This is a genomic window from Paenibacillus sp. OK076 (assembly GCF_900110055.1).
Lineage (GTDB): Bacteria > Bacillota > Bacilli > Paenibacillales > Paenibacillaceae > Paenibacillus.
Map to the genome: position 1 here is coordinate 918250 of NZ_FOCH01000001.1, position 12754 is coordinate 931003.

Here is a 12754-nt window from a genome sequence, read left to right on the forward strand (position 1 = left end):
TTGCAGGCTGCTCCTTTTTTCATTCAGCTATCAGGCAGAAATGTAAGCTTAATTCAACATGAAAAAGAGGCGAGCTTCGAATGACAGACCTGAACGCGTATCATTATTTTGAAAAAAGTGTGGGACCATTCCGCAATCTCTCTAGTCTGTCCGAGCAGGATGCAGAAGCCGTTGCGCAGCATATCCGGCAGGAAGGCCGGAATTTTGCCAGTCAGCGATCAGCTGATTACATAATGATTCGCAGAGAACTTGAGCGGAAAGCGTACGAGCAGTTTATCGCCAAAGGTGGGAAACCGACCAACCGTTTTCCTCACTATATGACCCTGAGTGCATGTACGTGGTTGGAATCATGGTATACCGAACCGGATTGGGTCACGATCTCATGGGAGAATCTGCCTGATGATTCCGTAAGTTTTACCTACGGCGATTTGTTTCCAACGATGCGTTATTTGGACGATAAACCCTACCGTAAGCAGGTCTTCACGAAAAATGAAATACTGGACATTATTCAAACCTATGGCTGGCCTCAGGAATGGAATCAACAGGGTGATCTCGGACCGGAGCGTTATATCGAAGTACAGGTGTGGAGCGAGAGAATTATCAGACCATATCGCTGAGACGAAAGGGTTTAGGGGCTATTTATGCCGATTTTAACAGGTGCAAAAAAGTGCAATTGCAGGAAATACGGGTGTTCGATATAGTGAGTGAAAGCTTTGACCAGTGCCGAAGAATATTCTTCATTGGCCTGTAGAAGCCCCTTTTTTTTAGTGTTAATCCGATTAATACGATAGGTTTAAGAGACTAAGGAGGATGGGAAAGCTCATGCAAAAAGTGGGGAAACGAAACACCCGTAGTTTAGCCTGGATCATATCGATTGTGTTGGTTGTATCTGTTGTACTCAGTGCATGCGGAAATAAAGAAGAAGAACAGGCGAACGGAAGTAATGGTAATGCGGATGATCCATTGGAAGTCAGTATCATGACGATTACGCCAAGTGCGGTTCCTGCGGCGGATGATAATGTCATCAAGCGTGCAATCGAAAAGGCGACGAATTCCAAAATGAACATCCAGTGGGTTTCCAACAATATTTATGGTGACAAGCTGAATCTGACACTCGCTTCCGGGGATATTCCGGATTTGATTATGATTAATGACCCGTTCGGAAGCACGTTTACCAAGATGGTCAAGCAGGGGGCTTTCTGGGATGTCACGCCTTATATCAAGGATTATCCCAATCTGAGCAATGGCATTCCCGACATTGCCTGGGAAACAACCAAGGCAGCGGATGGCAACAATTATGGTATTCCCCGCCCCCGCCCGGTAACCGGAGACTCCTTTTTCATCATCCGCAAGGATTGGCTCGACAAATTGAATTTGCAGGTGCCGGAGACCACGGATGAGCTGTTCGAAGTGATGAAGGCTTTTGTGGAGCAGGACCCGGATGGGAATGGAGCCCAAGATACGACGGCACTTGCCGCTTATATCAGTCCGGATGATCTTGGTTGGGGTGGCAACCTCGGCCCTGTACTGGGCACCATTGAAAGTTCATTTATTGGAATCAACAGCAGTTGGAAATGGGATGAATCGCAAGGGGAGCTGATCTACAGGGAGTTACTGCCTGAGGTCAGAGAATCCCTTCAATATCTGACCAAAGCTTACAGCAGCGGCATGATGCCGGAAGATTTGCTTTCGCTCAAGCTGACGCAGGCAAGGGAGTTGTTCAAGCGTAATCAGGCAGGCATTATTGTGGACAAGACAGGAACGATGCGCAAAATCTATGCGGATGACTTGAAGAAGGTTGATCCTTCTTTCAAATATACGGACTTTTACCCTCTGACCAATCTGAATGGATACAACCCAAAGGGGGCTGGATACAACGGAATTCTGGCGATCCCTGCGAGTGTTCCGGAAGAGAAGATGAAACGTATTCTGAAGCTGGTGGATAGCTGGATGAACCCCGAAGTATTTGAAATTCAGCAGTTCGGGATTGAAGGCACACATTATGAAGTGGTGGATGGCAAAAAGGTAGCGAATAACGAAAAATTGACTGCGGACAACGCCTCGGATTTCAATCATATCGTCAACGTTATTGATCTGCCGTGGGATACGACAGGCGAAACGGATGAAGAAACACAGGCGAATGAGCTGTTCAAGAAAGTGGAGGCCGAACGGGACAAAACTAGTGTAGCTGATCTATCTGCTGGCCTTCAATCGGAGACCGGACAGAAGGTTCTGCCTGAACTCAACAAGAAGATTCAGGACTTGAAAGCGAAGATTATATTAGGCCGAGAGCCGATTGAAGCTTGGGATACCTTTGTGGAGTCGCTGCGAAATGACCCGAATGTTCAAGCGATGAGTGATGAGATGACAGAGGCTTATAAGAAACGAAACGGACATTGAATCTGAGGGAAGGAGCTGCAAACCATGAGCAGCCATGGACAACGAATGAACACGGTAAAGGGGAAGCAGACTTCAGCTAGGAGCAAATGGTTAAACTTGCTGTCCTCGCTCCGGCGTGACCAGTCGTTATACTTGCTGGCATTGCCAGGTATCCTGTTCTTTCTTGTTTTCAAATATATCCCGATGTGGGGCATCATCATTGCTTTTCAGGATTATTCCCCTTTTCGTGGCATTCAGGGCAGTGAGTGGGTCGGGCTGCTGCACTTTACTGAACTCTTTGCCAATCCGGATTTTGCTTTGCTGTTCCGAAACACACTGGCGATTAGTCTGTTGAATCTGATTCTGTTCTTTCCTTTTCCGATTCTGATCTCTTTGGGACTTAACGAACTGAAAAGTGTGGCGTACAAGAGACTAATTCAAACGATTATCTACATGCCACATTTTCTGTCCTGGGTCATCATCGCGGGGCTGACACTGCTCTTGTTCGCCAAAGGAACGGGACTGATTAACGAACTGTTCACCTTATGGGGCTGGCAGCGGGTAGATATATTGACGAACCCGGACAGCTTCTGGGTGATGGTGACCTTGCAAGCGATGTGGAAGGAAGCTGGATGGGGAACGATTGTGTTTCTGGCAGCCATGGCGAGTGTGGACACCCAACTATATGAGGCGGCTCGAATGGATGGGGCAGGGCGGCTGCGTCAGATCTGGCACATTACACTGCCTGCCATCCGTAGTGTCATCATCGTGCTCCTGATTTTAAGATTGGGAGACATCATGGAGGTTGGATTTGAGCAAATATTCCTTATGTACAACGGTGCTGTATCCGAAGTGGCTGAAGTATTCGACACCTATGTATACCGAACAGGGATCGAGCAGGGAGATTTCAGCTATAGTACAGCGGTTGGACTGTTCAAATCGGTGATCGGACTGGTACTGGTTGTGGTTGCAAACCGTCTGGTAAAACGCATGGGACAGGAAGGTGTTTACTAGTTTCGGTACCCGTTTTCGGGTCAGACAATGTTTCAGGGGAAGGAGGTTTCGAATGCATCGTTTGAAATGGAGTGAGAGAGTTGGGCAGTCCCTGAATGCTGTTGTTCTTGGATTGTTGGCAGTAGTCATGTTCTTCCCGCTGTATTATGTTTTTGTCGTTTCGTTCACCGATCCAGGAGAGTATTTGCAAAAGAAAATCGTACTCTTCCCCGAACACTGGTCTGTCGAAGCGTATACGTATTTGTTATCGACGCCTGCCTTTGCACGCTCGCTGGGAAACAGTGCATTTCTGGCAACCGTGGGCACGGTGTGCAGCCTGGCTGTATCGTCTTCTCTGGCTTATGCGCTGTCCCAGAAGCGGTTTCAATTCAGAACAATATTGATGTTCCTGATTGTACTAACCATCTTGTTTAGCCCGGGCATCATTCCGAATTATTTGCTGGTACGGGAGCTGGGGCTAATCAATAACATCTGGGCGCTGATTTTGCCTGCGCTCGCCAATGGCTGGACGGTATTGTTGATGAAAAATTTCTTCGACAGCCTGCCGGCAGAGATCAGCGAAGCGGCGTCCATTGACGGCTGTAGTGCCATCCGAACCTGGTACACGATTGTACTGCCGCTGTCTATGCCGGCATTGGCTGCATTTGGTTTATTTTTCGCAGTAGGCTACTGGAATCAATTCTTCGCGGCGTTGTTGTACCTGAACGATTCTGCCAAATGGCCTATTCAAGTACTGCTGCAGAACATGCTGCTGAATGCTTCCAATATCGATCTGGTTGCACCTGGACAGCAGGTGGAGACCCCGCCGACAGAAATGCTGAAGATGGCCGCGATCATTGTAGCCATTCTGCCTGTACTAGTTGTGTATCCGTTTATTCAAAAACACTTTGCCAAAGGAGCCTTGATCGGCTCGGTTAAAGGATAAATCTGTGTTCAGGATTCAGGCTGCAATTAATTCGGCTTATATTCCCGGGAAGGAGGCACAGACAGATGTTATTCAAGCGCACAGCAGTCAACTTGCCAAGAGGGCGCTATTTCAGACGCAGTCTGATGATGATTCTGTTTATCGCCTGCATTCCGGGTGTGATTACAGGTGTGTTGTTGTATGGCTGGGTTACCGTCAAAATGGAGAACATTTTGCAGCAATCCCATCTGCGACAATTCGAGCAGCGGACCGCATGGGTTAGTGAGCAATTGGATGCGCTTGAATTGATCTTTTCCCAGTGGGCGTTCGATCCGGTATTTGATAACCGCCTGAAAGAGCTTGATTTTGTATACAAATATAAGCAGGTACATGAACTGTATCGTTTGCTGCTCATGATTCAGAATTCCAATACACTTATCGGCAAAGTTCAGCTGTATCTGGATGAACCCAGAGCCGTGAAGATGGATTCGGAACGATATGATTTTATAAGTGACCCCAGTGAGATCACAAAGATGGAACGGTTGACCGAACAGCCGCAGGCGACGTATTGGTCCCGCTCCCTGGAGGGCAGTTCCATGATGATGGTGAATCGACTTCCGGGTGGAAGTGAGGATGCACTCGGTGCGTTGACCGTCACCCTGGATAACCAGCAGCTTGGAAGCATGCTGCAGACCTTGTCCCCGTATAACGGCGGAACAACCTTTTTGCTGGACGAGCAGGGGAAGCCCATGCTGCCACAGGACAAAGAGCTGGGAAGATTACAGCAAGCCGTTCGGGAACATGTGTTAAATTTTGAAACCAATCCGTCTTCCTTCCTGATGGAGTATGGCGACTTAACCTATTCCGTTCAATCAGGGACCTTCCGCAGACTGGGGACAGATTGGACTTATATCTCCGCGGCTCCCCTCAATGAAATTGTCGCTCCAATCGTGTCCGTACCCCGTATCGTGCTGCTTGTGAACGGAGCGGGATTGTTGCTGGCACTAATCCTGTCCTGGGTCGGTTCACTTCAACTCTATAAACCTTTTACCAAATTGTTGCGGATATTTACCCTGACCGAGGCACCGATAGAAGCTAAGGAAACGGAAATGTCTTCGTTATTCCAAGTGTTCTCATCGGCACCGGTCCGCTCGAATGGACCTGTACATCTGGATGAAATCAAGCATATCGAACAGCGCTGGATCGGGATAAACCGTGAACGGGAATCGTTACAACAGCGCTTGGAAGAACATCTGCCGCTTGCCCGGGAAAGCCTGTTAATCCAGCTAACCCTTGGTCATCTCTTGTTGCCATCAGACCGTGAATGGCGGGAACGACTGTCCCAGCTCGGATGGGATCTAAGGGATGAACAGTTCGTTATTATGCTTGCCCATATTCGTCCTGAAGTTGTTCTTCTTCAGGGGAGTGAACACCATGGGCGTGAATCCCAAGAGTGGATCAGTTTTGCCGTAACCGACATATTGGGCAGACAATTGCAAGAGCTTCCTTATCGGGCTGAGACACTCAATTATCATGATATGTCCATTGCCTTGCTGCTTGCTGTTCCTCCAGAGATCCAGCCGGATACGGCTGAGTTCAGAAATGAACTGATCCGTATGGGCCAACAGTGGATGGACAGTGTACATTCGGAATTGAATATCCGGTTGACGGTGGTCCTTAGCAAACTCACATTGGATGCTTCACACATTCCACAGCTGGTTAGAGAATCACGATCCGTATTGAGGAAAAGGCAGTTCTCTTCCAATCTGTCTATCATGGATATGAATGAGGAGGCGGAGCAGGATGTGAAGCAAAAAGGAGCTTATCCACTCGAATTGGAGCAGGACATTATTTCAGCATTGCGCAGTGGGGATGAGGAATTAGCTCTGGAGTATTTCAGGCGATTTATAGACACATACGCAGGATCTGAATCGCCAGAGGAGCACATTCGCCAGGCGTTATTCCAATTGCTGGCGCGGATACAGCATGCCCTGCTGCAATTAGGTGAAGATCCGGTTGAACTGTTCGGCTTGGCAGTGTATGAGGAAGTGGTACATTTGCATGATCTGGATGAATTGTTTCAGTGGTTCAGGGAACGCATCGTGCATGTATGTGTAGAGGAATTCACAGGCAAGGAAGAGAAGCAGATACAGATGGCCGTTCATCAGATGAAGGAGCACGCCGAGCAGCAATATGCTGGAGCATTATCTCTGGATGAACTGGCAGACCTTCACGGGATTCATGCCTACACGTTAAGCCGGGCCTTCAAGCAGACATTTGGTCAGAATTTTGTGGATTATTTAACCGAAATTAGATTAAATCGGGCTAAAGAGCTGCTTGAATCAACAGACGTCAAGATCAATGAAATTGCGGAGCAGGTCGGTTATCAGGCGAGTTATTTTAATCGTTTGTTCAAGAAAAGCGAGGGAACGACGCCGAGTCGCTATCGGGAAGACGTTCGCAAGCAAACCGGGCATTCACGTGGTAACCGTTCCGTATAATTTTCTGCCGAAAGGAGTGTAGGATCTAACGTGTCACAGCACAAGCCAAACATTATTTTTCTTATGACGGATCAGCAGCGATGGGACTGTATTGGGACCTTTAATGAGCATATTCATACGCCGAATCTGGATAAGCTTGCAGCCGAGGGAATTACTTTCCAGGATGCGGTCTGCCAATCCCCGATGTGTGCACCCAGCCGAAGCTCTATGATGATGGGATACTATCCGTCGCAGCTTGGAGTTCGAACGAATTATGGTGGTTTGTTTGAGGAAGACAAGCTGCCTTCTCAGCCGTTGCCTGAGTTGATGCATCGCGCAGGGTATCAGACGGCGGGGTTTGGAAAAACGCATTGGAACCATAGCGAGGGTATAGACGAGCCATCTACACGCGGGTTTGAAGTGAGATCGATCGGTCTCTCCCGCCAGAGTGGTCATTATGAGCAGGGGGCAAGGATGATGGGGGACACCCATCCCGAAGCGCTGGAGGCTTATCATCAGGAGACGAAGGACTTTGGGGGCGGGGAGGAAAATGTCAACGGTTATACCGGGTTCACCAGCCGAATTCCGATGAACCAGCATCGGGATGGATGGGTAGCCGAACAGGCACTGCAATTTCTGGATGACGGAGTAGATCCGGAGAGGCCGCTGTTTTTTTATTTGTCCTTTCTCAAGCCGCATGCCGGGTTCAACGTACCCCAACAATTTGAAGACCTCTACCGACTGGAGGATATCCCGGACATTCCGCAGCCACCATGGGAAGACGAATTGAATACTCATCTGGCAGCCTCGGATGATCTGAATGTGAACAGTCGTCAGTCTTATCTGGACAAGAAGGCCGTATGGGAGCAGCGCAGTTCGGAGGAGAGAAGAAGAACCACATTGAGGTACTGGGCGAATTGCTCCTGGCTGGATCACTATTTTGGGTTGGCATTGGATAAGCTGGAGCAGCTCGGAAGGCTGGAGAATGCGCTGATTGTATTTGTATCGGATCATGGAGAGATGTTGGGGGAAAGGCAATACCGCTTCACCAAATATAATCTGTATGACAGCAGCGTAAGAGTGCCGCTGATTTTGTCCGGTACGTACATCCCGGAACAGAAGCGAGGAACTATGGATCAGCAACCAGCCGAATTGGTCGATCTTGTGCCTACATTAACGCAAGCAGCAGGGTTAGAGGCCAACCCGATGCTACCGGGTGTGAACTTACTGGACGAGCTCCGGCATCGTGGAACGTTCTGTGAATTTCATGGTAAAGGTGTAACAGCACCCCATTCGGCCCCGGCTTATATGTGGCGTACAACGGAGTGGAAGCTCATTCTGTACATCGAAGGCTCTGTTAAGGAATCGGCCTCCAGGGTACATGAAACAAAAGGTGAATTATATCACCTGACCGTTGACCCCCATGAATGGACGAATCTGTATGATGAAGAGCAGCATGCTGCAGTCCGGGAGCAGTTAAAGACTGAACTGTTGATGCATCTGGCCGTTAGCTGGGCCAAGGGACCGTTCTTCTATGATCGTGGTGGCACCAAGTCGTTGGAGACGTAAAAAGAGTAACATTGAGTTGTTTATAAGTGTGTGAAGTACCAAGTGTATCCGTTGACCGGGCAACCGGAGGCAAAGCGAAGATTATTGCCCCCCTTAGACGATTGAGAGACGTCGGCTAAAGGGTGGAGATCATCTGCTTTGCTTTTTTTATGACCGGATAAGGAGGGGAGCTTGGCGTAAGATATCAGACGGTTTATGAGTTTTTGCCAATCTAATCAATGGAGGTAATTATTGATGAAAACCGAAATGACTGTGGCAAAAGGAAAGAAAGTGCTGTTCACATGGCTATTGAGTGGAGTCATTGGATTGACAGGCTTGGCTTCAACCGGAGGTATAGCACCCAAGGCAGAGGCCGCAGAAGTGTCTGCCCCACGACTGGTAGAAAACTTGGGACGAGGCCTTACTGCCGTGTACCTGGGTGAGAACAAAGTTTATCTGAGCTGGCGTTTACTTGGGACCGAACCGCAGCAGGTAACCTTCGATGTGTATCGACGGACGGGCACAGCAGAGGTGAAGCTGAATACCCAGCCTTTGACGCAGGGAACCAATTATACGGATACAGACGTGGATGTTAACCAGAGCCATACGTATATCGTGAAGTCTTATGTGGATGGTACTTTCCAGGGTACAAGTGCAGAGGTGGTGCTGGCCGCAAATCCCGAGATTCGCAATTATTTCAGTATTCCGCTGCAAAACATAACGTCCAATCCGTCCGATTATTTTGTCCAGCATGGCTGGCCAGGCGATCTGGACGGCGATGGGGAATATGAAGTTGTAGTCACCCGGATTCCGGTGAACGGAGGTAACAAATACGTGGAGGCGTATAGCCTGACTGAAGGTTTCCTATGGCGAATTGATCTGGGGCCTTACAGCGTGACCACAATCGATACATATAATGCGCCACCTGCTTCGGTGAGCGAATTCGGTGTGGCTGGACTGGGCGGCTGGCGTGACAACGACAATATTACAGTATTTGATCTGGATAGTGACGGAAAGGCTGAGGTACTGCTGCGTACCTTTGAAGGTGTGACGTTTGCCGATGGTCAGGTCGTCCCTGCTACAGTGCAGCGCGCACAGTATGTATCTGTCGTGGATGGATTGGCGGGTACAGAAGCTGCACGCACTACAATTACGAATGATTATGCAGCTGATGGACCGCTCAGCGGGCACTTTGGTATTGCTTATCTGGATGGTGAACATCCGAGCCTGATTACGGCGCTCAAGAATCGTGCGCTCAGCCGCAATTTCCAGTATGTGACGTCAGCTTATGACTACGCAGGCGGAGCCCTAACCGAGCGATGGAGACATGTAGGGACTGACGGTGAGTTTTTCCATCAGATTCGCATATTGGATCTCGATGGGGATGGAAAGGATGAGGTGTCTTTTGGCGGCTGGGCACTGGATGATAACGGAGAGACATTATACAGTCTGCCAGGTGTAGTCCATGGTGATCGGTTCCACATTGCGGATATTGATCCGGATCGGCCGGGGCTGGAGCAGTTCGGAATCCAGCAGGCGGAGAACGGCAACTTTAATCAATTTCCTTGGTTTTACGCGGATACAGTGACGGGTGAGATCATTCGTACGGGAGAAGTGCCCCAGGACGTGGCAAGAGGGACATTGGCGGATATTGATCCACGGCACAGAGGGCTTGAGATGTGGTCCAGTTCAGGCAATATCTATAATGTGGATGGTGAAGTGATCAGTTCGGTTCAACCATCAACGAACTTCCAAATCTGGTGGGATGGAGATGTGCTCGGCGAGCTGCTGGATAAGAACTTTGTGGAAAAGTGGAACTGGCAGCAGAACACGACGACACGTCTGTTTACAGCTGATGATGTTCGCGTGAATTCCAGAAACGCCCCTGTAATGTATGGGGATCTGCTCGGGGACTGGCGGGAAGAGATTCTGTATGAGACGAGTGATTTCCAAGAATTGCGTCTGTACACAACCACTATACCGTCGGATGTCCGCATCTACACACTGCCGCATAATCCGGCATACCGTAACGGACTGGCTGTCAAAGGATATATGCAGTCTTTGCTAACCGATTATTATCTGGGTGAAGGAATGACAACACCACCGTATCCGAATATTCGCCCTGCCGTGTACAATAGGGACAACGAGTCTTAAACTACCTATGGAAGGGGATGCTTCCCAGATGCATGATCAGCTGCCAAAGAAATCTTCTTCCTGCTGCTGCGCTGCAAGTCGGGGCGGCAAGCTGGAGGAAAAGAGTCTGTCAGAGGAAACGGCTGCATCGGTAGAGGCTGTTGAAGACAAGCCATCCAGTCATACTAGTTATTCAGCTGACTTCACGATAGCTCTAACCGATAGAGCAGTGAAGAAAGAAAGCATTCGTATTGAAGGTGGACGTTTCCTGATGGGCACAAATGACCCCGAAGCTTTTGAAGCAGACGGGGAAGGCCCCGTCAGGGAAGTTCAGGTGAACTCCTTTTATCTTGATACCTGTACGGTAACCAATGCGGAGTTTGCACAGTTTGTACGTGAGACGGGGTATCGGACTGAGGCGGAGCGGTTTGGCTGGTCTTTTGTTTTTCATCTGTTCGTTTCTCCGCAAACGGCGGCTCAAGTTCGAACCGTTGTACAACAGACACCCTGGTGGTGGGTTGTTGAAGGTGCAGATTGGGCTCATCCCGAAGGACCCGAATCTCATGTGAATGATCGCTCTGATCATCCGGTTCTTCATATCTCATGGAATGATGCCAATGCGTATTGCCGCTGGGAGGGTAAACGTCTGCCCACAGAAGCCGAATGGGAATACGCAGCCCGGGGTGGCCTGATACAGAAAAAATATCCCTGGGGCGATACGTTAAGGCCGGATGGACAGCACAATTGCAACATCTGGCAGGGTGTATTTCCGACGAAAAATAATGCAGCCGACGGTTATGCAGGCACCGCTCCATCCCAATCGTTTCCACCCAATGCATACGGACTTTATAATATGTCAGGCAATGTATGGGAGTGGTGCGCTGACAACTACATTACGGATCATGAGAAGGCTGCGGCTGCTGACACGGAATTATCTCCTCATGAAGATCGCAAGGTGTTAAAAGGTGGTTCCTATCTATGCCACCGTTCCTACTGCAATCGCTATAGAGTGGCGGCGAGAATCCCCAACACGCCTGATACATCTACCGGGCATATCGGTTTCAGATGTGCAGCGGATGTATAGTCTATGGTCTGTTTGTTTGTAGAGTAAGGCTCGGGCTATTTCACCCGAATAAGTAATCCGAACAGACCCAGTACAGCAAAGGCCAGAAATGCTCTAGTGTTAGAGAACATCTCAATGGTGTAACCCGCTAACGATGAACCTATGAACTGTCCTGCACCAAGCGCGAGAAAAGCAAGGCTGATCCCAATGGACGTATTTGGACGAAATAGCCTGGTCGCCCACACGATGAATACACTGGTCAGGAAAATATAGGTACTGCCGAACATAACGGCTGAGACCAGGCTGGCGGCCATCGATGGAAGAAGGATCACGCCAAGTGAAACAGACAAGAGCAAAAGGCCTATCCGATAGGACCATCCAATTCCGATGCGTTCAATAATCCGGCCAGCACATCCGCCGAGAATCCCCATAATTCCCATCACAATCCAGAACAGTACGGCTTCCGAATCGGAGGCCCCTTTTTCGTCTGTGAGGAAGTTACGGGCAAAGGTCCAATAGATCGCAGAACTGATACCTGTCAGAAGGGAAGCCATGAGCAGAGCCACGCCGGGTCTGGTCGGCTTCATGCATGCCCAGAGGGACTTGGTACAAGGCTCTGTTTTGCGTGTGGAGAGAACGCGACTATTCCATAACACCACCACAATACCCAGAACAGCAAAGAAGATGTAGGTCAAACGCCAATACTCGGTGAACAGCCAGTAGATCGGACCGGATACGATAATGCCAAAGCTGGTACCTGTGTTAATCCAGCTATTCCCTCTGGCTTGCTGATCAGGCGCAAGCTCAGCATAGACGGTGTTACCCAATGCAGGAGAGGCCAAGCCTGTACTTAATCCGGCAAGAAAAACGCCGAGTGTGAGAACAAATGCATTTGGAGATAAGCCAATGCCCAATAAACCGAGCACAGCACTAATACCCGCGATTTGAATGACATGATAGTGCCCGATGCGATTAATTAACAGTGGAGCACTAAGTAGAGACAGGCAATAAGCAATGTAGGTTGCGGAATTAATTGCTCCGGATTGGGCATCGTCCAGTTGGAGTGCTTCCGAGATCTCCGGCATAAACAGCCCATAGCTGAATCTCCCGAATGCATAACATACAGCGATAAGGGCAATCCCTGGGAAAATAATTTTTTTCATCAAATCCACCGCCTTTTATATAGAACGATCATTATATTTTCTTTGAAATAAAAAAGTGAGTTGAACTACT

Annotated in this window: 9 protein-coding genes; 8 read left to right on the plus strand and 1 reads right to left on the minus strand. The window is 49.0% G+C overall.

Annotation, left to right across the window (positions count from 1 at the left end; genetic code table 11):
- The first annotated feature begins 80 nt into the window (after positions 1-80).
- The 8 genes from BMY78_RS04295 (at position 81) to BMY78_RS04330 (ending at position 11542) form a co-directional block, all read left to right on the plus strand.
- On the plus strand, positions 81-617 hold the full coding sequence (locus BMY78_RS04295; RefSeq protein WP_090895008.1) for a hypothetical protein: 537 nt from the start codon (positions 81-83) through the stop codon (positions 615-617).
- 205 nt (positions 618-822) lie between these two features.
- On the plus strand, positions 823-2400 hold the full coding sequence (locus tag BMY78_RS04300; protein ID WP_256221951.1) for an extracellular solute-binding protein: 1578 nt from the start codon (positions 823-825) through the stop codon (positions 2398-2400).
- A 24-nt stretch (positions 2401-2424) separates the two neighbouring features.
- Complete coding sequence (locus tag BMY78_RS04305; protein ID WP_371129115.1) at positions 2425-3393, plus strand: ABC transporter permease; 969 nt, start codon at positions 2425-2427, stop codon at positions 3391-3393.
- Positions 3394-3445: 52 nt separating this feature from the next.
- The gene (locus BMY78_RS04310) at positions 3446-4318 is read left to right on the plus strand and encodes a carbohydrate ABC transporter permease (RefSeq protein ID WP_090895012.1); all 873 of its coding nucleotides are present in this window, start codon (positions 3446-3448) and stop codon (positions 4316-4318) included.
- Between the two features lie 65 nt (positions 4319-4383).
- Positions 4384-6798: a helix-turn-helix domain-containing protein gene (locus BMY78_RS04315; RefSeq protein WP_090895014.1), complete on the plus strand. Its 2415-nt coding sequence runs from the start codon at positions 4384-4386 to the stop codon at positions 6796-6798.
- Between the two features lie 30 nt (positions 6799-6828).
- Complete coding sequence (locus BMY78_RS04320; protein WP_256221952.1) at positions 6829-8346, plus strand: sulfatase family protein; 1518 nt, start codon at positions 6829-6831, stop codon at positions 8344-8346.
- Between the two features lie 234 nt (positions 8347-8580).
- Positions 8581-10479: a rhamnogalacturonan lyase family protein gene (locus tag BMY78_RS04325; protein ID WP_218152268.1), complete on the plus strand. Its 1899-nt coding sequence runs from the start codon at positions 8581-8583 to the stop codon at positions 10477-10479.
- 28 nt (positions 10480-10507) lie between these two features.
- On the plus strand, positions 10508-11542 hold the full coding sequence (locus BMY78_RS04330; protein WP_090895017.1) for a formylglycine-generating enzyme family protein: 1035 nt from the start codon (positions 10508-10510) through the stop codon (positions 11540-11542).
- A gap of 35 nt (positions 11543-11577) precedes the next feature.
- Here the strand turns inward: BMY78_RS04330 and BMY78_RS04335 are convergent, their stop codons facing one another.
- Positions 11578-12684, minus strand: coding sequence for an MFS transporter (locus tag BMY78_RS04335; protein ID WP_090895019.1), 1107 nt, complete (start codon positions 12682-12684; stop codon positions 11578-11580).
- Positions 12685-12754: the final 70 nt, after the last annotated feature.